Genomic DNA, 23,044 nt, shown 5'->3' on the forward strand with positions numbered 1-23,044 from the left:
AGGTCACCGGCCGTGCCCCGCGCGCCGGTCAGGACACCGACATGACCACGCGCTGGGCCCGATGGTCGGACAGCCCCGCCGGGCCGGGCAGCTCGTAGCGGTGCACGGCCACGTCGGGGGTGGTGTACAGCCAGTCGATCCGCCACAGCTCGGCGGTACCGGCCAGGTAGGTCGCCGGATAGAGGGACGAGAGCGCCGGCGTCCGGTCGACCAGCCGCTCGGGGAGCAAGCGGCGGATGCCCATCGCCGGGGAGGTGTTGAGGTCGCCGGCGAGCACCACGGGGTTGCGGTTGGCCGCGATGTCCGCGCTGATCGCCCGGAAGCTCGCCTCGCGCCGCAGGGTGTGACTGTGATCGAGGTCGCGCGACTCGGCGCTCCACAGCCGCCATTCGGTCGGCGGCTGGGAGATCTGGCCGTCGTAGAAGGAGACCACCTTCCCGCCGACCTCGATGTCGGTGCGCAGCGTCTCGACCGTGTAGCCCTCGGTCCAGGCGCGCAGCGCCTCGGGGATCGGCTTCTGGTCGGCCGGAAGCCACGGGCGCACGTCCAGGCCGCGGTGGGCGACGATGGGGAACCGCGACAGCGTGATCTGCTCGCCGGACACCGCGATGTGGTACCCGGGGAACTCCCGGCGCAGCTCGGCCGTCTTGTCGATGCGCTTGGCGAGGTCGGCCGTCCAGCGCTGCGAGGTCATGTCGCCCGCCGCGGTGTCGACGTAGAGGTACTCCATCAGCAGGTAGACATCGGCCTTCAGGCTGTGCAGGTAGGCGTAGAACTCGGGGGAATACCGGTCGCCCTCGGCGGTGCGCCAGTCCTGGTCCCAGAACTCGGTGTTCCAGGCGGCCACGGTGATGGCCCCCGTCGGGGCGGGCGGCGGCGTGTACCACAGGGTTTCGTAGTTCACCCCGCTCCGCCCGGCGCCGAGCAGCACGGTGACCGCCAGCAGCGACATGATGCGCCAGCGGACCGGTCGGGCCAGCGGCGCCACGAGCATCAGCGCCACCGGGACCGCGAGGAACAGCAGCGGCGGGATCAGGTCGATCGGCGCCCACAGTGAGGTGCGCCCGCTGGCCAGCAGGTGGCACACCACGAACACCAGCCACGCCACGGAGGCGGTCACGACGAGCTTGGTGCCCAGGCACCATCGCCGTCGCGGGCGGATAGCACGCCCCACGCGCGCCGCCCAGCCCGCACCGGGCTCGGACGGCGGGCTGAGGGGCTGCTCCTCGATCACGGCGTCCCGGTCGCGCATCGACACCATCCTCGGAGAGATCGACACCATTCTCGGTGCGTGGGTCGGCGTCGAACGTATTGACGCGGTCTTGTCGCATCCTTGTCAGCCGCGCACCCTTGTCAGCCGCGCCGCCGGAGGCCCGGCCCGGAGGACGGACACGACAAGAATGGGACAAGCCCCCGTGCTTAGCGTGAAACGGACACGAGGTCGGACACCCCCGTGTCGCGACCACGGCTTCTAGCCACTGGAGCACACCATGAGTCGGGAGCACCCCGTAGTCTCCGTCATCATCCCCAGCTACAACCGGTCCGACGTGTTGCGACTCTGCCTGGATGCGCTGAAGGCACAGACCTACCCGCACATCGAGGTCATCGTGGTGGACGACTGCGGCACCGAGGACGCGGCCGAGGTCGCCGCCTCCAAGGGCGCGAAGGTGCTGCGCACGGAGGTCAACGGCGGGCCGACCCGCGCGCGCAACCTCGGCGCCGAGCACGCCACCGGCGAGATCCTGTTCTTCCTCGACGCCGACATCGCCCTGGACCCCGACGCCGTGCAGAACGCGGTGGAGATCCTCGACGCCCAGCCCTCGGTCGGCGCGCTCGGCGGGATCCTGCTCCCCGAGTCGCTGATGTCCCAGAGCCTCGCCTCCCAGTATCGCGCGCTGCAGATGTACCGCTGGTGGATGCCGGCCCACCGCCCGACCCTGGAGCTGCACGCGGCGGTGCTCGCCGTGCCGGCCAAGGTGTTCGCCGAGGTCGGCCCGTTCGACCCCGAGCTGCGCGAGACCGTCTCCTCCGACTACCGCGTGCGGGTGAACCGCGACCACGAGGTGCGGCTCACCGACACGGTGCGCGGGCGCAAGGACCACGACGCCACCGTGCGGACGATCCTGCGCAAGGTGTTCCGCCGCGCCCGCCTCAGCGCGATGGACTGGCGCCAGGGCGAGACGCCCGGCGACTCGGTGCCCCGCGCGGTCGGCGGCGTCCTGCTGCTCGCCGCGGTCCCGGCCCTGGCGCTGCCCCTGGTGGCCGGCCGCGCCGGCGCGCTGGTCCCGCCCGCGCTCGTCGCCGCCGCCGCCGCGCTGGACGGCACGACCTACCGGTTCGCCTTCGCCCAGAGGGGCGTCCCGTTCGGCGTCTACTTCTCCGGCGTCCATCTCGCCGTCACCTTCACCGGCGCCCTCGGCGGGGCGGTGGGCGTCCTGCAACGCCTGGCGCTCTCGCGCCTCACCAAGCCCGCCCAACTGCTCGCCGCGCAGGACTAGGCGCCATGCGCGTCATCGGCACCGGGTTCGGCAGGACAGGGACGCTGTCGCTGAAGACGGCGCTGGAGCGGCTCGGCCTCGGGCCGTGTCATCACATGGTGGACGTGTTCCGCCACCCCGGCCGGATCAGGCCGCTGCTGGAGGCCGGACTCAGGCACGGACGGGACGTGAACTGGGACGACGTGCTCATCGGCTACGAGTCGTGCGTGGACGGGCCGACCTCCGCGCACTGGCGGGCACTGGCCGAGTACTACCCCAAGGCGAAGATCGTCCTTACCGTCCGCGATCCGGAGCGGTGGCTGGACAGCATGCGCGGCACGCTGTTCATGCAGCGGCAGCGGATGAACTCGCTGCCGGGCCGGGCGGCGGTCGCGCTGTCGTCGCTGCTGGGCACCGATCTCGCCGCGTTCGTGAAGATGGTGGACACCACCCTCGACGCCCGCACCTTCCGGACCCCCGCCGACCGCGCGCCGGAACGCGCCATCGAACTGTTCAGGGCGCACACGGCCGAGGTCGTCGCCACCATCCCGGCCGAGCGGCTCCTGATCTTCGACGCGCGTGAAGGCTGGGAGCCGCTCTGCGCCTTCCTGGAGGTCCCCGTGCCGGACGAGCCCTTCCCCCGGGTCAACGGCGGCTCGGAGTTCACCAGGACCGGCCGGGGCCGCGCCGCGCCGCTGCTGCTGCGCCGGAGCGGGTGAGCGGTGCCGCCGGGCACCGGCCGTCGGAGTCGCCCAGCCCTCGTCTCCGCCGCGCGTCCCGCGGCGCCGCATGCCCCTCTTCCGCGAGGAAGCGGCAAGTAACCGTCATCACACTGCGGACGGCCCGAAAGGGGTCATCGATCATGGACGAACGAAGGCCGCTCGTCTCGGTCATCGTGCCGAACTACAACTACGCCCGCACGCTCGGTCTGTGCCTTGAGGCGCTCGAGCGCCAGACCTATCCCCACATCGAGGTCATCGTCGTCGACGACCGCAGCACCGACGAATCGGTGGAGATCGCCCACCGGCACGGCGTGCGCGTCGTGGTGACCGACACCAACATCGGCGCCCCCGCGGCGCGCAACCTCGGCGTGGGGTACGCGCGCGGGGAGGTGCTGTTCTTCCTGGACTCCGACCTCGCGCTCGCCGAGGACGTGGTCGAGCACGCGGTGGACCTGCTCACCGCGGACCCCTCGATCGGGGTGGTGTGCGGTACCTACGACCCCGAGCCGCTGATCGCCGACAGCATGGTGGAGCGGTACCGCAGCCTCCAGCTCCACTACTGGATCTCCGGTGACGAGGGGGACATCACCACCATCTACTCCGCGCTGTTCGCGATGCGGGCGGAGGTCTTCCGCGAGATCGGACCGCTCAACCCCGCGCTGCGGCACAGCGAGAACGCCGAGTACGGCCACCGCGTCACGCAGCGGTACCGCATCGTGCTGGACAACAGGATCATCGGCAGGCACGACCACGACGACCGGCTGAGCGTGGTGCTGTCGAAGTTCTTCCACCGCGCCCGCCTGCACATCCCGCTGTACCTGCGCCGCCCCGACTTCAACGGCGGCCCGGCCAACAGCAGCCGCGGGTGGGGGTCGCTGGCCGCGCTGTTCGCCGTGCTCACCGCTCCCCTGCCGGCGCTGCTCGGCCCCTTGTGGCTGGTCGCGCCGATCGCGCTGCTGCTCGGGTCGATCGCCTCCGACCTCGGCATGTACCGGTTCGTCCTGCGCTACGCGGGCCTGCCGTTCACCCTGTACTTCGCCGCGGTGCACTTCCTGGTGAACGTCACCGTCGCGGTGGCGGTGTTCGCCGGCGCCGCCCAATGCGTGCTGTCGAGCCGGTTCCGCCGCACCTACGACATTCCCGCCCGCTCGGCGTCGGTGGAGGTGTGACGATGACCGGCCACTCCCCGCTGGTGTCGGCGATCGTGCCCAACTACAACTACGCCGCCTCGCTGGAGCTGTGCCTGCGCGCGTTGCAGGAGCAGACCTACCGGCCGATCGAGCTGATCGTGGTGGACGACGGCAGCACCGACGACTCGGTCGAGGTGGCGCGGCGGCTCGGCGTGCGGGTCGTGCGCACCGAGCGCAACATGGGCGTGGCCGGCGCGCGCAACCTCGGCGTCGCCCACGCCACCGGTGAGATACTCGTGTTCGTGGACTCCGACGTCGCCGCCTACCCCGACTCGGTCGAGGTGGCGGTGCGGATGCTCGACGGCGATCCGGGGCTCGGCGCCGTGTGCAGCATCCACGACCCCGAGCCGCTGATCCGCGACAGTCTCGTCGAGGAGTACCGCGCCCTGCAGTACTACTACTGGACGGTCAGCTCCGAGGGGCCGATCTCGTTCCTGTTCCCGGCGCTGGTCGCCATGCCCCGCCGCGTGTACGACGAGATCGGGCCGTTCAACACCGAGCTGCGCGAGACCGAAGAGGTCGACTACGGCCACCGCCTCACCCAGCGGTACGAGATGGTGCTCACCACCGCCGTGCGCTCGCGGCACGACCACGACGACAAGCTGTTCAAGCTGCTGCGCAAGCTGTACCGGCGGGGGCGGGCGCGGGTGCCGCTCTACGCGCAGCGGCGGCGCTTCGTCCGCGGGTTCGAGACCGGAAGCCGGGCCGGCGGCAGCCTGGCGGCGCTCGCGGCGCTCGCCGCGGTGCCGGTGGCCGTCCTGCTCGGCCCGGCCGGCGCCGCGCTCCCGGCGCTCGCCCTGGCGGTGTCGCTGCTGGCCGATCTCGGCATGTACCGCTTCGTGCTGCGCAGGCGCGGCCCGTCGTTCCTGCTGTACTTCGGCGCGGTGCACTTCCTGGTGAACGTGACCATCGCGGCCGGGGTGGCGGCCGGGGTGGTGCGGTGGCTGTGCTCGGCGAGGTTCCGCAGGCTCTACGACACCGACCTGCTCGTGCGGCCCGCGGCCGCCGGGGAGGCGGCGACGTGACGGCCCCCCGGGGTCCGCGGCGGGGGCCCGCCGCGGACCCGCGTCCGGTGCCCGGCCGGCGCCGATGACCGAGGGAACGCGGGTCGCGGCGCGGCCCGGCGGCTCCCGGCGCGTCCCGAGGGCGCGCCGGAGGGTCGGTCCGGTGACGGCGGCGGCGGTGGCCTGGCTGGTCGTCGTGGCGCTGCATCGCGCGCTGTCCGGCCGGGTGTGGTGGTGGCAGGTTCCCGAGCTGGTGCCGCCGCTGACGTTCGCGCTCGTCCCGGCCCTGCTGCTGGTGGCCGTCGTGGCGGCGCGCCTGATACGGCGGCCACAGCGGGCAGGGCGGCCGGTCGCCGCCGTGGCGGCGCTGGTCTCCCTGGCGCTCGGCGCGGGAGTGAGCGGCATCAACCTCGCGTCGTTGTGGCACCGCGCCGTCCCGGCCCCGCCGGGCGCGATCACGGTGTTCTCCTGGAACACCTGGTACTGGGACCAGCGGGCGGACACCGGGCGGGAGATGCCCCCGCCCACCGGCACGCCGCCCCAGGACGCCGCCGGCTTCTACCGGTACCTGCGCGCCCAGCACGCCGACGTGCTGCTGCTTCAGGAGTACGTCTACTTCGGCCCTGACTCGAGGCCGATCAGGGTCGACGGCCTGGACCGGCTGCGCCGGGAGTTCCCCGGCTACCACGTCGCCGAGGCCGGGGAGCTGGTGACGCTGTCGCGCTTCCCCATCGTCCTCTCGCGCGGCATCGACCTGCGCCCGTGGGCGGCCGGCGACCGGGACGCCGTCGTGCCGGCCGGTTCGCACTGGCCCGGCTTCTACACCGTCAAGACCCTGCGCACCGACGTGCGCGCCGGCGGCGAGACCGTCTCGTTCTACAACGCCCACATCAACTCGCCCCTCGACCCGTCCACGCGCGGCCTGGACCCGCGCCGCCTGGACCGGACCCAGCACCGGGCGCGGGTGGCCAACCTCCGCGCGCTCGCGGCCGACATCGGCGCGAACCCGCACCCGGCCTTCCTGGCCGGCGACTTCAACGCCTCGCCGGCGATGGGCATCCTGCGCCTGCTGCCGGACCGGATGACCGACGCCGCCCCGGCCCTCGGGTCCCTCTACCCCGTCACCTGGGACGAGCGGCTGCCCTGGTGGCGCATCGACTGGGCCTTCACCACGCCCGGGCTGACCGTCCACGAGTACCGGCTGGTGCGCTCGAACGGGCAGTCCGACCACAGCGGGCAGCGCCTGGTCATCTCACCGAGCCGGTGACCTGCGCGAACAGCAGCTCGCGGGCCCCGGCTCCGCCGGCCGCGCCGGCCGCCCGCGTCAGCGGGTCGCGGTCGCCGCGCAGGATGGTCAGGTGCAGGGCGCGCAGTTCAGGACCAGGCTCGATGCCGAGCTGCTCGGCCAGGTACCCGCGCAGGCGGGCGTAAAGCGCCACCGCCTCCGCGGTGCGGCCGAGAGCGCACAGGCCGCGCATCAGCATGCTGGCGAGCGGCTCGGCGAGCGGATAGCGCGGAACCAGCGGGGTGAGCTCGGTGACCACCATGTCGGGCCGGCCGAGCCGCAGGTGCGCCTGTGCCCAGGTGACCAGGGCCCCGACGAACTGCTGCTCGATGCTGTAGCGCATCCGCGCGGCCCAGTCTCCGGGGACGCCGGTCAGCGGCGAGCCGCGCCACAGCTCCATCGCCTCGGCCAGCAGCGCGGCCCGGGTGAGGTCGTCCCCGGCGCGGGTCTGCGCCTGCTTGGCCAGCCGGCGGAACCGGTAGGCGTCCACCCGGTCGGGGTCGACCTCCAGGACGTAACCGCCGCCGCGGCGCTCGATGCCGATCCCGGTCGCCGTCAGCGCCTGGCGCAGGCGCGCGATGTGGGCGTAGAGAGAGTCCGTCGCCCGGTCCGGCGGAAGATCCCAGACACGCTCGATCAGCGTCCCCAGTGATACGGGGTGATTGGCGTCGACCGCCAGGGCGGCCAGCACCGCACGCCGCTGGGGAGGCCCCAGCGGAACGTGCCGGTCTTCGACGGTCACCTCGACCGGTCCCAGTAATCGGACGTCCATCGCCTTCCTTTCCGTGTCGCTGTCACAACGTGACCAAGGCCGCCAGAGATGGGTGGTGGACGAGCACGAGCGTCACGCCCAAGGTGGCGGCCCACAACATCGAGTTCGCGACCATGACCCGGTCCCGCAGCAGGATGCGGACCGGGTCACCGCCGTCTTGGTCCACGAGCTGGATCTGCAGGTACCGGAACAGGGCGAACAGCGCGAAGGGCGTGGACAGCATCATCGCCGTCTGGCCGTGCTGCGGCCCGAACGGGCCCTCGTCGCGCAGGTACATCAGCCCCGACACCAGTGACAGCACCGAGGCGATCTGCAGCAGCCAGTTGGTCAGCTCCATCGAGTAGCCGCGAAGCGCCGGCCGGTGCACGGCGCCGGTCCGCAGCAGCTCCTGCCGCCGCTTGCCGATCAGCAGCACCAGCGACATGGAGAACACCGTGATCAGCAGCCAGGCCGGCACCCGTCCTCCGGTCACCTCATACCCCTGGACGACGCGCAGGACGAAGCCGGCCGCCACCGTGACGACGTCGACCAGCGGGATGTGCTTCAGGACGCGGCTGTAGGCGATGTTGAGCACCAGGTACACGTAGAGCGGCCAGTAGGTGCCCGGCGCGCGGGCGACGATGACCCCGAGCAGCGTCAGCAGGACCGCGCAGCACACCGAGGCGGTGCCGACCCCCACGCGACCGGCCGCGATGGGCCGGTGGCGCTTGACGGGGTGGTGGCGGTCGCGGTGGCGGTCGGCGATGTCGTTGCCGATGTAGACGGCGGCCGAGGCGAGGATGAACGCGACCGTGGCCGCGACGATCCCGGCCACCTCGGCCAGGCTGTAGGAGGCGGCGCCGATGAGCGCCACCGGCACCAGCAAGATCGCCTTGGCCGCGTGCGAGGGACGGATCAGGCCGGCGAGATCCGCGATCAGGTGCGTCCGGGCCTCCGCGGTGCGGCCCGGCGCCGGCTCGGGCCGCTGCGGGCTTTCTGGGACGTCTGCCGATTCGACGACGTGCATGTTTACCCCGGTCAGCTCAGAAGAACACTTTCGCCAGTGAGAGTGCGCCCTGCCGCCACGCGTCGCGGCTGGTCCGTCCCGCGCCGCGCGGTGAGCCGGCCGCGCGGTGTTCCCCGCGGTGTTCCCGCCACCATGCATAGGTGCGGAGGATCGCGTCCCGGTTGGACAGCCGTGGCCGGAAGCCGAGCCGTTCGCGGGCCTTGTCGATGCTGACGTAGGAGTCGGCGAGCAGTTTGCGCACCAGCCGCCCGTACACCGGGGACAGCCGGCTGCGCTCCAGCAGCCGCAGCCCGGCCAGCGTCGGGCGGGCGGGCAGCGAGACGACGCGTCCGCCGTGCCCTGCCGCGTCGAGCACCGCCTGGAAGTCCTCCCGCAGCGTGCCGAACTCGGCCGCGGCCAGGTTGTAGGTGTCGTCGGCGACGGCGGAAGGCGCGGTCAGGACGCCGGTCACCGCCTCCACCAGGTCCTCCACGGCGAACATCTGGATGCGCTTGTCGCCGCCGATGACCGGGAAGTTGCGTCCCTCCTCCGCCCACTCGAAGAGCATCGCGAACAGGCCCATGCGGCCCGGGCCGAGGAAGGTCTTGGGACGCAGGATCGGCACGCACATCCCGCCGGAGCGGTACTTCTCGGCCAGTTCCTCGGCCTCGCTCTTGGCCCTGGTGTAGGGGTCGACCGGTTCGCGCGGGTGGTCCTCCGGCGTGGGCACCAGCTTGGGCAGCCCGTACACGGCGGTGGAGGAGATGTGGACCAGCCGCTCCACCCCGGCCCGGCGCCCGGCCTCCAGCACGGCGTGGGTGCCGTTGACGATCAGGTCGTGGATCTGCTCGGCCGGGTAGCTCGGCAGCGCGCCCGCGCAGTGCACCACCGCGTCGGCCCCGGCCATCACCTCGGCCATCAGCGGCAGATCGCGCACGTCCCCGATCCGGTGCCGGATCCCGGGAAGCGGGTCGGGCAGCGGGCGCACGTCCACGCCGAGCACGTCGTGGCCGTCGAGCACGAGCCGGCGGGCCAGGTTCCCGCCGAGCATTCCGGCGCTGCCGGTGACTACGACCCGGAGGACCATCGCGACCCCACCTTCTCCCGGACGAACCGGGCGAGCAGCCGCGGCAGGCCCTTGGCCAGGGTCTTGTCCAGGCAGTCCAGGAAGTACTCGAGGTCCTCGGGCTCGACGGCGAGGGTCGGCGCGACGACGAGGGGGTTGTCGGCGTTCGGGCTGTAGTAGGAGACGATCCCGTGCTCGCGGTAGAGCTCGGCGATGACCGACAGCGTGATCAGCTTGGTGCGGAACTGCGGGTCGCCGGAGAAGCCCGGCGCGAGCTTGGCGGCCAGGTCGAGCACCTTGGGGCCGCCGGCCAGGAACACCCCCCACAGTGAGCCCACACCGCTGACCCGGCCGACCACGTCGGGGTGGCGCTTGTGGATGTTCTCAAGGCCCGGCCGCAGGATGCGCTCGATCTGCCGCGCCCGCGCGGGGTAGTCGTCCTCGACGACCACGTTGATCGCCTCGAGCGCGGTGACGGTCTCCTCGCCGAACCCGTAGTAGGTCGTGCTGTGCAGGATGACGTCGGAGAGCCGGTCGTAGGCCTTGCGGAAGACCGGCTCGCGGGCGGTGTACCCCGAGATCGACGCCTTGCCGCCGCCGAGCGACTTGGAGTACACCAGGATGTCGGGCAGCAGGTCGGGGTAGCGCATGAAGTAGAACAGGCTGCCCGTCTTGCCCCATCCGGTGTAGACCTCGTCGAAGATCAGCATGATGTCGTTGACGTCGCAGAGCCGGCGCATCTCGTACAGGTCGGCCTCCGACCACGCGCGCATGCTGGAGGCGCTGTACGGCTCGACCATGATCGCGTAGACGTCGCACGTGCCGTCGGGGGTGCGCGCGGCCTCGATGGCCTGGCGCAGGGCCGCGATGTCGCCGTAGGGGTGGACGACGATGCCCGGGAGCCCCGGGAAGCGGAAGGAGTTCTCGGCCGATCCGGTGAGGCTGCCCGCGCCGAGGGTCTTGCCGTGGAAGCTGATGTCGGAGCGCAGGATGGTGTTGCGCCGGCCCTCGTGGTACTTGTACGCCATCTTGACGGCGCCCTCGTTGGCCTCGGCGCCGGAATTGGGGAAATACGAGATGTTCAGATCTCCTGGCAGCAGTTCGGCCACGTTGTGGCTCAGCGCGGCCACGTACGGGGAGAAGAACGCCTTGTGCACCTCCATTCGCCGGCGTTCGGCGAAGCGGCGGCGCGCCTCGAGGATCCGGGGGTGGTTGTGGCCGTGGTTGAGCACTCCGACGCCGCCCGTGACGTCGAGGACCCGGCGGCCGTCGCGCGTCCAGATCCATGCGCCCTCGGCGCGCTCGACGAGTTCACGGCCGAAGCCGAAGGAGGTCATGAGGTTGACCTGACTGCGGCTGACGTACTTTCTGTAGAGGTCCTGGACCTGTTTCACCGAGAAGTCTTCACACTCGTCGATGCCGATCAGCTCAGACACGTCTGCCCTTCCCTTACGTGTTCGCACGAATTCCGCAAGGCGCCGGCCTTCTCCTCGCCGGGCGAGAAGAGAGGAGACATGTCATCGATGGTGTTGAGTGCGGCTATACCTCGCCCCATACGAATCTGTGTAGGTCGGCGTCATGCGGGAGGGCGCGCAGGAGAAAGAATCGCCCGGAAGGGGGCCGACGCGGATTCACCTGTCAGAACTCACGGTGAATGCGGATGATTTCCGGCGTGGCCGGTCAGCGCCCGTTTCAGCCGCTCGCGGTGGCGCAGGGGACCGGCGGCACGGGCGAGGTCCAGACGGCGTGCAGCGCCCGCCGCACGGCCCGCGCCTGGTCTTCCTCGGCCTCCTCCTCCCTGGCCCTTTCGCGGGCGAACAGGCGCAGCAGGTCGTGCATGTGGTAGCGGTCGTGGTCGCAGGCCTCGAGGAGCTGGGCGTCGGCGAGGTGGTCCAGCAGGTCCGCGGCGCGCGCCTCGGAGCGGTCGGACAGGGCGGCGGCGACCGCGACGCTGATGTCGGAGCCGCCGAGCAGGCTCAGCAGGCGGAACATCCGCGAGCTCTCGGCGGAAAGGCCCCGGTAGCTCATCATGAAGCACGCCCGTACGGCCCGGTCGTCGGACTGGAGCTCCGACAGGCGGTCGTCCTCGACCGCGAGACGGTCGGCCAGGGCGCGCAGCGCCAGGCCCGGCCGGGCGACCAGCCGGGCGGCGGCGATCCTGATCGCCAACGGCAGCCCGCCGCAGAGCCGGACGATCGCGCGCGCCGCCCGCCGGTCGGCGGCGGCGCGGTCCTCCCCGATCAGGCGGCCGAGCAGGGTGGAGGTCTCGTCCTCTCCCATGACGCCGAGGCGGAAGTGCGCCACGGCGTCCAGGGAGGTGAGCATGCGGCGGGCGGTGATCAGCACGCGGCAGGTGGGGCTGGCCGGCAGCAACGGGCGCACCTGGGCGGCGTCGCGGGCGTTGTCGAGCAGCAGCAGCAGGCGCCTGCCGTCGGTCAGCGAGCGGAACCGGGCGGCCGCCTCGTCGGTGTCGGCGCGCACGGCCGTGTGGTCGCCGAGGGAGCGCAGCAGGCGGGCCAAGACGTCGGCCGGGTCCAGCGGCGCGACGTCGGGCGTCGAGCCGTGCAGGTTCACATACAGCCGCCCGTCGGGGAACCGGTCGGCGACCTGGTGGGCGACGTGCACGGCGAGGGCGGACTTGCCGACCCCGGCGGCCCCGGTGATCGCGGAGATGGCGATCGCGCCCGGCCCCGGGGAGGTCAGCGCCGTCTGCAGGCGGGCGATCTCGGCGGCCCGCCCGGTGAAGGCGGGCGAGTCGATGGGCAGCTCGGCCGGGGCGAAGGCCCGGCGGGCGGCGGACGCCCGCGGCGGCGCGAGGGCGGGGTCGTCGGCGAGGATCCGCTGGTGCATGCGCATCAGGTCAGGGCCGGGGTCGATGCCCAGCTCGGCCACGAGCATCCCCCGCGCGCCCTGGTACACCGCGAGCGCGTCGGCCCTTCGCCCTGAGCGGTACAGGGCGAGCATGAGCTGGGCGCGGAGCCGTTCGTTCAGCGGGTCCCTGCGGGTCAGCGCCTCCAGGTCGGCGAGCATCTCGCCGTGCTGGCCCAGCGCCAGCCGGGCCTCCAGCGTGGCCTCCACGACGGTCGCCCTCAGGCACTCCAGGCGCGCCGCCTCGCCGCGCAGCGGCGCGGGCAGGGGTAGTCCCTCCAGGACGGATTCGGCGCGCCACAGGCCGAGGGCCCGGGTCAGCCGTTCGAGGGCCACGTCGTTGCGTCGTTCCGACAGCGCCTGGTGCCCCTGCGCGGCGAGCTGTTCGAACAGGGTCACGTCGATCTCGCCGGGCGCGACGCGGAGCACGTAGCCGTTGGAGCCGGCCTCGATGCGGGACGGGGTGCCGAGCACCCTGCGCAGCGCGGAGATGTAGGTGTAGAGGTTGGACTCGGCGTTGGCGGGCGCCCGCTCGCCCCACAGCCAGTCGAGCATCCGCTGGCTGGGGATCGCCTTGCCCGCGTTGAGCAGCAGCGCGGCGAGCAGGACCCTCTGTTTGCGCCTTCCCAGTGCGATCGGCTTCCCGTGGGCGGCCCGGACCTCGATCGGCCCGAGGATCTTGAAATCCATGTCATCACCCTGCGGCGCGGTGTTCGCCAGCATGAACCGTACAAATGCTTATATATCTGATTTGACGCGATCCATGATCGACGGGGATGGCGTTCGGACGGTACTCACCGGAAAGCGAGAAGAAGATTACGCGGCCGGCATTCCCGAACGGTTCGGACTTCCACGGAGGCGGCGGGCGAAGGTTCGACATCGGGACCGGGCGAAAACAATAGGAAACAGGCGGGATACCTGGAAGGCCGCCCGCGCCGTCTCGCGAAGTGAAAGTTTCACGGCCGGACGGAAAGGCATGTCCCGGCGTTCCCGCGGCCCGCTCACGCAAAGCCTTCCCTTCCGTCGCGCGGTCGGCCCGGGCCCGTCGGTGGCGGGGTGAACCCTGGCGGAGTGGCGGTCTCGGGTGCATCCACGCAGCAGCCCAACACTAGGTACGCCGCCGGAATTCTCGTACCGCGGATTGCGCTTTTCATCATTTGTCACGAAATGACCGGTATCGACGGGACACCGCACCCACCTGGACCGCTGGAAGATTCGTCATTCCGTACAACCGGACGCCGGAAAAACGTATTTCGGCCTATTCCGGTCAGGGTGGCATATGTCACGACTTGACCGGTAACATCCCTTGGGACCCACGTCCCTGATCGACGGAGGGGCCCGCATGGGCGACCTGTTCTGGGTGCTGCGCAACCGGCTCGACGCCAACGCCCGCCGCGCCGTGGAGGTCTACGCCCGCGAGCTGGCCGAGTACCGGATGATGTCGACGGGTTCCCAAGGACGCACCTCCCTGATGGACTTCGCGGTGGTCCTGCGCCGGCGCATGCTCACCCTGGCCGAGGACGACCGGCCCTTCGAAGAGGAGGACCTCGCCTACATCGCGGCGGTCGGCAGGGAGCGCGGAGAGCGGGGCGTGTCCCTCGCCTCGCACCGCAGGGTGCTCGTCCTGCACTCCAGCCTGACCCTCGACGAGATCCAGGACGCCGCCGGGCCCAACGACCTGTCGGCGCTGATGCACACCCTGGCCTGGCTCGCGCCGCAGGGAGTGATCGCCCAGAACGCCTACACCCGCGGGTACATGGAAGGGCAGGAGCACCGCCTGCCCCTGGCCACCCGCGTGCAGTTGCTCGCCAAGCTGCTGCTCGCCGACGACCCCGCCGCCCCCGACCTGGCCGGCAACGTCGGCATGGACGTCCCCGAGCGCTATCTGGTGACCGTGGTCCGCGTCGCCGGGCGGCCGTTCGGCTGGGCCGAGCGGGTGCGCGACGACATCATCGAGACCCTGGTCGGCGGCCACCGGGTCCCCATGGCCTGGCCCACGCGGGAGGAGTTCGTGGCGCTGGTGCCGGAGACCGGGGACGGACGGGCGACGGCGGGCGAACGCGCGCTGTCCCTGGCCCGCGAGTTCGCCGCCGCCGTCGGCCGGCCCTGCTCGGCCGGCTCGGCCCCGGGCCGGCCGCACGCGCTGGCCGGAGCGCTGACCATGGCCCGGCAGGTCAGCCAGGTGGCGCCCGTCCACGCCGTCCCGACCCGCGTCCACGGCATGGCCGATGTGTTCGTCGAGCTCGGCGCCGCGCAGCTTCCCCAGGTGGAGGAGTGGCTGCGCGGGGTGGCGCGGCGACTGTCCGGCGGCCCCGACCTGCTGGCCACGCTGGAGGTGTACTACCGCTGCGACATGAACCGCCTGCTCGCGGCGACCGCGCTGCACATCCATCCCCGCACGCTGGACTACCGCCTGCAGCGGGTGCGCGAGCTGACCGGCCTCAACCCCGGCTCCACCCGCGGCGTCCGCGTGCTCAACACCGCCGTCGCCCGGGTGCTCTCCGGAGCCTGGCCAGAACTGGATTCCGAGGGCGCCTGACACGCCGTCAGCGCTCTCGAAAGTTTCGACACGACGGAAAGCGGGTCTTGACAGGTAGGGTCCCAAAATTTACATTGACGGCTTGTTCGGAAATGTCGCATACGTTACCGAAACATTTCGGCGAGCCACCTCGACACCTGTGACGAGCGGCATCAGCGCGTGCTGATCCAGGCTCGCCGGGCATCGCAATCGACGACCAATGAGCCGCGGCCACCCCCCGCCGGCGTTCGAGTACGGAGATCAGCGTGGAGCCCAGGACGACATCCCGCCGCACCTTCCTCAGCCTGTCGCTCGGCCTGCCCCTGGGAGCCGCGCTCGCCGCGTGCGGCACCTCCGGGCCGGGCACGAGCGGTGGCGGCAGCGGCAGCGGCGGCAGCGGCAGCGGCGCGAAGGCCACTTACTGGTACCTGTCCACGCAGCCCGCGGAGGGCATCCGCAAGGCGGCCGTGGACCGGTTCAACCAGGCCAACCCCAACGGCCAGATCAACGCCACGCCCTTCCAGAACGACGCCTACAAGACCAAGGTCAAGACGGCGATCGGCGCCGGCCAGGCGCCCACGCTGATCTTCGGCTGGGGCGGCGGCACCCTGCGCAGCTACGCGCAGGCCGGCCAGGTCGACGACCTGACCCCGTGGTTGCAGCAGAACGCCGCCGTCAAGGACCGGTTGTTCGACTCCGCCTTCCCCGCCGCGACGATCGACGGCAAGATCTACGCGCTCCCCATCGAGCGCGTGCAGCCGATCGTCCTGTTCTACAACAAGAAGGTGTTCGAGCAGGTCGGCGCCAAGCCCCCGGAGAGCTGGGGCGACATCATGGACCTGGTGCCGAAGTTCAACGCCAAGGGCATCGCCCCGTTCTCCCTGGCCGGGCAGTCGCGCTGGACCAACATGATGTGGCTGGAGTTCCTGTACGACCGCATCGGCGGTTCGGAGGTCTTCCAGGCCGTGTTCGACGGCGAGAAGGACGCCTGGAACAACCCGGCCTCCCTGGCCGCCCTGGGCAAGGTGCAGGAGCTGGTCAAGGCCGGCGGCTTCATCAAGGGCTTCTCCTCCATCACCGCCGACTCCAACGCCGACCAGGCGCTGCTGTACACCGGCAAGGCCGCGATGATGCTCCACGGAACCTGGTCCTACGGCGTCCAGAAGGACCAGGGCGGCGACTTCGTGCCGAGCGGCGGCCTGGGCTACATGAACTTCCCGCCGATCGACGGCGGCAAGGGCGACATCAGCGACACCGTCGGCAACCCCGCCCAGTATCTGTCCATCTCCTCCAAGGCCACCCCGGAGGAGAAGGAGATCGCCAAGAAGTTCCTCGCCACCGGGCTGTCCACCGACCAGGAGGTCAAGGACTGGATCGACAAGTCGGGGTCGGTGCCGATCGTCAAGGGCACCGACAGCCTGCTGGCCGCGTCCAAGGACGCCGAGTGGCTGAAGTTCCAGTACGACATCGCCAGCAAGGCCAAGGTCTTCGCGCAGTCGTGGGACCAGGCGCTCAGCCCGACGGCGGCCGAGGTGCTGCTGGACAACATCTCCAAGCTCTTCCAGCTCTCCATCTCGCCCCAGCAGTTCGCGACCAACATGAACGCGGTCATCGGCAAGTGAGCACGCTCGCGGCCCCCGCCCCGCGAGGGAACTCCCCTGCCGCCACGCGCGGCGGGGAGCGCTCCCTCGCGTGGCTGGCCCTTCCCGCCCTGCTCGTCTTCATCGCCTTCGCCGTGATCCCGCTGATCGGCGTCGTCGCGCTCAGCTTCACCACCTGGGACCAGGTCGGCGTCATCCAGCCGTCCGGCCTGACGAGCTGGCGCGCCGTCCTGTCCGACCCCGGGCTCCCGCACGCGCTGTGGGTGACCTTCCTGGTGGTGGCCGTCTCCTGGGCCGTCCAGACGCCGATGAGCCTGCTGCTCGGGGTGTTCCTGGCCGGCCGTCAGCGCTACCGCGCGGTGCTGTCCGTGCTGTACTTCATCCCCCTCCTGCTCAGCTCGGCGGCCATCGCCGTCGCCTACAAGGCGCTCCTCGACCCGAACTTCGGCCTGGGCGCCGGGCTCGGGATCGAACTGCTCCGCCAGGACTGGCTGGGAGAGGGCCATCTGGCCTTCGCCGTGGTGATCTTCGTGGTGTCGTGGCAGTACATCCCGTTCCACTCGCTGATCTACCAGGGCGGGGTGCGGCAGATCCCGCGGTCTATGTTCGAGGCGGCCGAACTGGACGGCGCCGGGCGCGTCCGCACCTTCTTCAGCATCATCCTGCCGCAGCTGAAGTACACGATCATCACCTCCTCGACGCTCATGGTGGTGGGGTCCCTGACCTTCTTCGACCTGATCTTCGTGCTGACCGCCGGCGGCCCGGGGGACGCGACCCGCGTGCTCGCCCTGGACATGTACAAGCGGGGCTTCCAGGCCAACCTGATGGGCCCTGCCAGCGCGATCGCGGTCATCCTCGTCCTGGTCGGCCTCGCCCTGTCGCTGCTGCTGCGCCGGCTCGGCGGGGGAAACGACAGCACCAGCCAGATGGACGGAGCCTGACATGGGGACGACCGTCATCGAGGCCCCCGAGCGGACGGCCGAGCGCCGTACCCCGGGCCGCGCCGGCACGCCGACCCGCCGCCCCAACTGGCTGGGCGCCGCGGCCGGGTGGGTGTGGCTGGCCATCGTCATCGTGCCGATCTACTGGATCGTCATCACCAGTTTCAAGGCCCAGTCGAGCTACTACGCGGCCAACCCCCTCGCGCCCCCGCTCGAGCCGACGCTGCAGAACTACCGGGACGTCATCGCGGCGGACTTCGTCCAGTACTTCATCAACAGCGTCATCGTCACCGTCGGCGCGATCGTCCCCGCGGTGGTCTTCTCGTTCATGGCCGCCTTCGCCATCGTGCGCAGCGGCGGCGGCCGCTTCCTGACCGGGGTCAGGTGGCTGTTCCTCATGGGCCTGGCCATCCCGCTGCAGGCGGTGATCATCCCGATCTACCTGATCATCATCCGGCTCCACCTGTACGATTCCCTGCTGGCGATGATCCTGCCGTCGATCGCCTTCGCCATCCCGCTGTCGGTGCTGGTGCTGGCCAACTTCATCCGCGACGTGCCGAAGGAACTGTTCGAGTCGATGCGGATGGACGGCGCGAGCACCTGGGTGATCCTCTGGCGCCTGGCCTTCCCGCTCACCCGCCCGGCGGTGGTGACGGTGACCATCTACAACGGGCTGCACACCTGGAACAACTTCCTGCTGCCCCTGATCCTCACCCAGGACCCGACCAAGCGGACGCTGCCGCTGGCCCTGTGGACCTTCCAGGGCGACCACGGCGTCAACATCCCGGGCGTCCTGGCCTCCGTCGTCCTGACCACTTTGCCCATCCTCGTCCTGTACGTCGTCGGCCGCCGCCAGCTCCTCAGCGGCCTCACCGCCGGCTTCAGCAAGTAACCACGCGCCACCCGGCCGGCCCCGCCCGCGCCCGCGCCCGCGACGAAGCCTTGGCAGCCCGGCTGCCAGGGCTTCGTCCATGCCCCGGGGAACGAGAGCTCGCCGCGCTCACCCCGAGGAGGACGCCGGTCGGCCGTCCTTCCAGACACGCGTCACGAGGGGGACGCCCGGGCGGTAGGAGAGGTGGACGTGCGAGGGGGCGTCCAGCACCACGATGTCGGCGCGGGCGCCCGGGGACAGCCGTCCCACGTCGGTGCGGCGCAGCGCGCGGGCGCCGCCCATGGTCGCCGCCCACACGGCCTCGTCGGGCGTCATGCCCATGTCCCGCACGGCCAGCGCCACACAGAACGGGATGTTGGTGGTGTAGCTCGACCCCGGGTTGCAGTCGGCGGCCAGCGCCACCGTGGCGCCCGCGTCGATCAGGCGGCGCGCGTCGGGGTAGGGCGAGCGGGTGGAGAACTCGGCGCCCGGCAGCAGCGTGGCCACCGTGTCGCCGCCCGCCAGCGCCTCGACGTCGGCGTCGTCCAGGTGCGTCAGGTGGTCGGCGGAAGCCGCGCCCAGCTCGACCGCGATGCGCACGCCGGGGCCGCGTCCGAGCTGCCCGGCGTGCACGCGCGGCACCAGTCCCCGCTGCTTGCCGGCGGTCAGGATCGCCCGGGTCTGGTCGCCGTCGAACGCCCCCCGGTCGCAGAACACGTCGATCCACCGTGCGTGCGGGGCGCACGCGTCGAGCATCTCCCCCGCGACCAGCGCGGCGTAGGCGTCGGGGTCGCTGGCGTACTCGGGCGGCACGACGTGGGCGCCCAGATAGGTCACCTCGTCGGTGTGCTCGGCGGCCAGGCGCAGACCGCGCGCCTCGTCCGCCACGGTCAGGCCGTACCCGGACTTGCACTCGATCGTGGTCGTCCCCGACCGCAGCGCCTCGGCGACCAGGCGGCGCACGTTGGCGCGCAGCGCGTCGTCGCTCGCCTGGCGGGTGGCCGCGACCGTGGTGCGGATGCCGCCGGCGGTGTAGGGACGGCCGGACATCCGCGCCTCGAACTCGGCGGTGCGGTCCCCGGCGAACACCAGGTGGGCGTGGCTGTCCACGAACCCGGGGATGACCGCCCGGCCGCCCGCGTCGTACCGCTCGCCCCCCGCGCCCTCGGGGATGCGCGTCCGCGGACCGGCCCACGCCACCCGCCCGTCCTGGACGACGATCGCCGCGTCCTCCACCACGCCCAGCGGCCCATGCCCCAGCTCCGGGTCATTGGTCACCAGCGACCCGATACCGTCGACCACAAGACCGCTCATCCCCGCCCCCGCCTCCGCCCCGCGGCACGAACCGCCGCCGGCATCCATCTCGCGCTCGTCTCCCGGTGGACCGGCGTATCCCGGTGCCCGCCCCCGTCGGCGTGGACACCCGGACCCGCCGGTCCACCACCGGCCGGGCGACCTCGGTCCACCACTTGGGTCCACCACTGTAGACAGCCCCTGTGCGCCCTCCGCACCCGAGACGGCGCCCTCCGCCCACCCGCTCCCGGCCTCGCCAGTCTCGCTGTGAGACCGGGAGGTCATCGCCCGGCGGCGGTCAGGTCGACCACGACTTGCGTGCCTCGCCCGGTTCTGTAGCGCATCACGCCTTCTTGCAGATAGAGAGTGGGATACGCCTTGTCGCCTGGGCGGGCCGGAGTGAGGAACAGCAGGCCGGCGCGTCCCGTGGCGATGTCGTACACGGCGTTCGCGCGCCTGCCGTCGCGGTCCTTCTGGGAGAGCAGGACGAAGCGGCCCGAGTACAGGACTCCGCGGGCAATTCCCGGCAGCGCGCGCAGGCCGGTTCCGTCGCGCCGCCACGCCTCGGCGCCGTTGAAGCACCAGCTCACCCCGCAGTCCTGCCACGCCGATCGCCCGGCGGGAGCGGCCGCGTCGCTCAGCGCGCCGGTCACGACGTTCTTCAGGTGCTCCATGGGACGGGGGATGGCGTCGGTCATGGTCTTCTTCGCAGGCCGTCCGGCCCAGGGCCACTCGACCAGGTAGTACCCTGCCGTACCGCTGACCAGGGAAGCCCGCCCGCCCTTCAGCGGAACCCGGTAGACGCCGCCGTCGGACGGCGACCAGACGGCCATGCCGTCGGCGATGGCGAGGTCGATCCCCTCGTAGGAGGCTTCACTGGTCATCGCGGCCGGGACGGAGGCGATCCTGCGCGGCACGCCGCCGGTGACCGGCACCGCCCAGACCTCGGTCATGCGCTCGTTGAGCGCCGGCCATGCCACGTACCCGTCGCCGTAGACCGGGGCGGAGTCCATCACGGCGCGGCCCCTGAACGGCGCTATGCGGGTGAACGCGCGCGTGCCCACGTCGTAGGACCAAATCCCGTCCAGCCGGCTCCGGATGAGCCCCCGTCCCACCACCACCCGGTCGCTGACGAACGCCTCCGGCATGAACTCCAGGTCGCCCGCCCCCTTGACCGGGATCTCGTGCACCGCGCGCGGCCACACCTGCTTGATCGGCGGCGCCAGAGGACCGGCGTAGGGGGCCGGACTCGCCTGCCGCGCCGCGGGAGCGGGCGGCGCGACCGCCACCGTACGCGTCCCCACGATGGTGCCCACCGCCACGGCCGCCATCGCGGCCGCCATCGCCACCGGCGCCCGCCACCGGCGCTCCCGGCCGAGCGCCGCAGGCAGGAGGTGGAACTCCCCGTCGTCCCGCACGGTCTCGGCCTTGGCGGTCAGCGCGTCTCTGAGCCGGTCCTCGATGCCGGTCATGCCTTTCCTCCCAGTTCGCGCTCAAGGCGATCCAGGGCCCTTGAGACGTTGGACCGCACGGTGCTCGCCCTGACCCTCGTCACCTGAGCGATGTCGGCGTCGGACAGGTCGAGGTAGTAGCGCAGGATGAGGACCTCGCGCTGCCGCCTGGGCAGCCGGCTCAGGGCGGTCAGCATCTCCTGACGCGACTCGCCGAGCAGCGCGGCCGTCTCCGCGGAGTCCACCACGTCCGCCGTCCGTCCCAGCGGCGCCTTGAAGGCCACGCGGCGCCTTCGCAGAACCGAGCGGGAAGCGTTCAGCACGCAGACGCGGACGTACGCCAGGGTGAAGGTCTCCCGGCGTTTGGCGTGCAGACGGGAGAAGACGTCCTGCACGATGTCCTCGGCGCTCTCCCGGTCGCCGACGAGCAACATGGCCAGGCGCACCAGGGCGAGCCGGTGCTCACCGTACAGGGCCGCCAGCGCGGTGTCGGCCCCGGGCGGCGGGGCCGCGCGAGCGACCGTCTGATCGTTCATGTCCTAAGAACGCCCCCCTCCCCCGATCCGCTGCATCCCTGCGCGGCCCGACCGGCCCGCGGCGTCCAGGACGCCGATCGGGGGATGACCCCGAGCGCGATACGACCAGGTCGTGCCGGGCGTCAGATCCGAGCGGCGATGGCCGAGGAGAGGGCGGCGGGGACGTCGGTGACGGTCAGGTGGCGGCCGTCGGTGACGACGCGGCGGCCGGCGACGACGACGTCGCGGACGTCGGCCGCCGTGGCGGCGAACACGACCGTCTCGACGAGGCCGTCCGGTGACCAGCCGGCCGTCCGCACGGTGTCCAGGGCGATCGTGACGAAGTCGGCCGGGGCTCCCGCCTCGATTCGGCCCGCCTGCGGCCAGCCGAGCGAGGCGTGCCCGCCTCGGGTGGCGGCGTCCAGCAGGTCGGCGGCGCGCCAGTGGCCCCGGCGCCGGGTGGCCAGGCGCTCGTCCAGCTCGACGCCGCGCGCCTCCTCCAGCAGGTCCACCACCGCGTTGCTGTCGCTGCCCAGCGAGAGCGGCGCCCCGGCTTCCGCCAGGGCGCGGGCCGGGCCGATGCCGTCGGCCAGGTCGCGTTCGGTGGTCGGGCACATGCACACCCCTGTGCCGGACGCTCCGAGCCGTTCGACGTCGGCGGTGGTCAGGTGGGTGGCGTGCACCGCCGTGGACAGCGGGCCGAGGGCGCCGTTCTCGTCGAGCAGTTCCGCCGGGGTGCGGCCATAGGCCGACATGCACGCCTCGTTCTCGGCGACCTGCTCCGACAGGTGGAAGTGCAGCGGCGCGCCCCGCTCGCGCGCCCAGGCCGCCACGACCCGAATCTCCTCGGGCGGCACGGCCCGCACCGAATGGACGGCGGCGCCGATGCGAACGTGCGGCCCGGACGGAAGGGACGAGACGCGCCGCGCCCAGGCGGCGGCGTCGCCGTCGTCGAAGCGGAGCTGCGGCCCTTCGAGCGGCATCCCGAAGCCGCCGCGCAGGTAGCACGCGTCCAGCAGCGTGATCCGGATGCCCGCGTCGGCGGCCGCGGCGATCAGCGCCTCGCCCATCGCGTTGGGCGAGGCGTAGGGCCGTCCCCCGGTGTCGTGGTGGACGTAGTGGAACTCGCCGACACAGGTGACCCCGGCCAGCGCCATCTCGGCGTAGACGGCCCTGGCCAGGGCGTGGTAGCCGTCAGGGGTGAGGCGGGCGGCGGCCCGGTACATCTGCTCGCGCCAGGTCCAGAACGTGCCGCGCTCGCGCTGGGTGTGCCCGCGCAGCGCCCGGTGGAAGGCGTGCGAGTGGGCGTTGGCCAGGCCGGGGACGGTGACGCCGCGCAGGTGCTCGGCGCCGGGCGGCGGCCCGTCCTGTCCGGGCAGTACGCGCGTGACGTGCTCCCCCTGCACCTCGATGACCACGCCGGCGACCGTGGCGTCCCCGCCGAGCCAGGCGTGGTCGGCGTAGAAGACGCTCATCGGCTGCCCT

At 71.8% G+C, this 23,044-nt stretch carries 19 protein-coding genes; 9 read left to right on the forward strand and 10 right to left on the reverse strand.

The window, feature by feature from the left end:
- Positions 1–28 precede the first annotated feature (28 nt).
- Complete coding sequence (locus tag ABZT47_RS29515) at positions 29–1,252, reverse strand: endonuclease/exonuclease/phosphatase family protein (RefSeq protein WP_354849069.1); 1,224 nt, start codon at positions 1,250–1,252, stop codon at positions 29–31.
- 238 nt (positions 1,253–1,490) lie between these two features.
- Here ABZT47_RS29515 and ABZT47_RS29520 point away from each other — a divergent pair, with 238 nt between their 5' ends.
- From ABZT47_RS29520 to ABZT47_RS29540, 5 genes are all read left to right on the forward strand, one after another.
- The gene (locus ABZT47_RS29520; protein WP_354849072.1) at positions 1,491–2,498 is read left to right on the forward strand and encodes a glycosyltransferase family A protein; all 1,008 of its coding nucleotides are present in this window, start codon (positions 1,491–1,493) and stop codon (positions 2,496–2,498) included.
- A gap of 5 nt (positions 2,499–2,503) precedes the next feature.
- Entirely contained in the window at positions 2,504–3,196 is a 693-nt protein-coding gene (locus ABZT47_RS29525; RefSeq protein WP_354849075.1) for a sulfotransferase family protein, read from the forward strand.
- A 143-nt stretch (positions 3,197–3,339) separates the two neighbouring features.
- Complete coding sequence (locus tag ABZT47_RS29530; protein WP_354849078.1) at positions 3,340–4,368, forward strand: glycosyltransferase; 1,029 nt, start codon at positions 3,340–3,342, stop codon at positions 4,366–4,368.
- Between the two features lie 2 nt (positions 4,369–4,370).
- Positions 4,371–5,414, forward strand: coding sequence for a glycosyltransferase family 2 protein (locus ABZT47_RS29535; protein ID WP_354849080.1), 1,044 nt, complete (start codon positions 4,371–4,373; stop codon positions 5,412–5,414).
- Positions 5,415–5,556: 142 nt separating this feature from the next.
- Entirely contained in the window at positions 5,557–6,660 is a 1,104-nt protein-coding gene (locus ABZT47_RS29540) for an endonuclease/exonuclease/phosphatase family protein (RefSeq protein WP_354849083.1), read from the forward strand.
- Here the strand turns inward: ABZT47_RS29540 and ABZT47_RS29545 are convergent.
- The 5 genes from ABZT47_RS29545 to ABZT47_RS29565 all read right to left on the reverse strand — a co-directional run bounded on the left by ABZT47_RS29545 (position 6,641) and on the right by ABZT47_RS29565 (position 13,059).
- Positions 6,641–7,450 carry an AfsR/SARP family transcriptional regulator gene (locus tag ABZT47_RS29545; RefSeq protein WP_354849085.1) on the reverse strand — a complete coding sequence of 270 codons (810 nt, stop codon included), beginning with the start codon at positions 7,448–7,450 and terminating at the stop codon, positions 6,641–6,643. The genes ABZT47_RS29540 and ABZT47_RS29545 overlap by 20 nt on opposite strands.
- Positions 7,451–7,472: 22 nt before the next feature.
- The gene (locus tag ABZT47_RS29550) at positions 7,473–8,456 is read right to left on the reverse strand and encodes a UbiA prenyltransferase family protein (protein WP_354849088.1); all 984 of its coding nucleotides are present in this window, start codon (positions 8,454–8,456) and stop codon (positions 7,473–7,475) included.
- Positions 8,457–8,472: 16 nt separating this feature from the next.
- Complete coding sequence (locus ABZT47_RS29555; RefSeq protein WP_354849091.1) at positions 8,473–9,522, reverse strand: NAD-dependent epimerase/dehydratase family protein; 1,050 nt, start codon at positions 9,520–9,522, stop codon at positions 8,473–8,475.
- Positions 9,504–10,937 carry an aminotransferase class III-fold pyridoxal phosphate-dependent enzyme gene (locus tag ABZT47_RS29560; protein WP_354849094.1) on the reverse strand — a complete coding sequence of 478 codons (1,434 nt, stop codon included), beginning with the start codon at positions 10,935–10,937 and terminating at the stop codon, positions 9,504–9,506. The genes ABZT47_RS29555 and ABZT47_RS29560 overlap by 19 nt, the downstream gene beginning before the upstream one ends.
- A gap of 256 nt (positions 10,938–11,193) precedes the next feature.
- The gene (locus ABZT47_RS29565) at positions 11,194–13,059 is read right to left on the reverse strand and encodes a BTAD domain-containing putative transcriptional regulator (RefSeq protein ID WP_354849096.1); all 1,866 of its coding nucleotides are present in this window, start codon (positions 13,057–13,059) and stop codon (positions 11,194–11,196) included.
- Between the two features lie 616 nt (positions 13,060–13,675).
- On the opposite strand from ABZT47_RS29565, the gene ABZT47_RS29570 reads away from it, so the two are divergent.
- From ABZT47_RS29570 to ABZT47_RS29585, 4 genes are all read left to right on the forward strand, one after another.
- The gene (locus ABZT47_RS29570) at positions 13,676–14,908 is read left to right on the forward strand and encodes a helix-turn-helix domain-containing protein (protein ID WP_354849099.1); all 1,233 of its coding nucleotides are present in this window, start codon (positions 13,676–13,678) and stop codon (positions 14,906–14,908) included.
- Positions 14,909–15,153: 245 nt separating this feature from the next.
- On the forward strand, positions 15,154–16,509 hold the full coding sequence (locus tag ABZT47_RS29575) for an extracellular solute-binding protein (protein WP_354849102.1): 1,356 nt from the start codon (positions 15,154–15,156) through the stop codon (positions 16,507–16,509).
- Positions 16,506–17,429, forward strand: coding sequence for a sugar ABC transporter permease (locus tag ABZT47_RS29580; RefSeq protein ID WP_354849105.1), 924 nt, complete (start codon positions 16,506–16,508; stop codon positions 17,427–17,429). Before ABZT47_RS29575 ends, ABZT47_RS29580 begins: the two co-directional genes overlap by 4 nt.
- Before the next feature lies 1 nt (position 17,430).
- On the forward strand, positions 17,431–18,321 hold the full coding sequence (locus ABZT47_RS29585; protein WP_354849108.1) for a carbohydrate ABC transporter permease: 891 nt from the start codon (positions 17,431–17,433) through the stop codon (positions 18,319–18,321).
- Positions 18,322–18,429: 108 nt separating this feature from the next.
- On the opposite strand, the gene hutI is transcribed toward ABZT47_RS29585, so the two are convergent.
- The 4 genes from hutI to ABZT47_RS29605 all read right to left on the reverse strand — a co-directional run bounded on the left by hutI (position 18,430) and on the right by ABZT47_RS29605 (position 23,034).
- Entirely contained in the window at positions 18,430–19,614 is a 1,185-nt protein-coding gene (hutI, locus tag ABZT47_RS29590; RefSeq protein ID WP_354849110.1) for an imidazolonepropionase, read from the reverse strand.
- 260 nt (positions 19,615–19,874) lie between these two features.
- The gene (locus tag ABZT47_RS29595) at positions 19,875–21,065 is read right to left on the reverse strand and encodes a hypothetical protein (protein WP_354849112.1); all 1,191 of its coding nucleotides are present in this window, start codon (positions 21,063–21,065) and stop codon (positions 19,875–19,877) included.
- Positions 21,062–21,580 (reverse strand): sigma-70 family RNA polymerase sigma factor, encoded by a 519-nt coding sequence (locus tag ABZT47_RS29600; protein WP_354849114.1) that lies wholly within the window; start codon positions 21,578–21,580, stop codon positions 21,062–21,064. Before ABZT47_RS29600 ends, ABZT47_RS29595 begins: the two co-directional genes overlap by 4 nt.
- 122 nt (positions 21,581–21,702) lie before the next feature.
- Complete coding sequence (locus ABZT47_RS29605) at positions 21,703–23,034, reverse strand: formimidoylglutamate deiminase (RefSeq protein WP_354849117.1); 1,332 nt, start codon at positions 23,032–23,034, stop codon at positions 21,703–21,705.
- Positions 23,035–23,044: the final 10 nt, after the last annotated feature.

It is taken from the genome of Sphaerisporangium sp. NPDC005289 (assembly GCF_040607455.1).
GTDB lineage: Bacteria > Actinomycetota > Actinomycetes > Streptosporangiales > Streptosporangiaceae > Sphaerisporangium > Sphaerisporangium rhizosphaerae.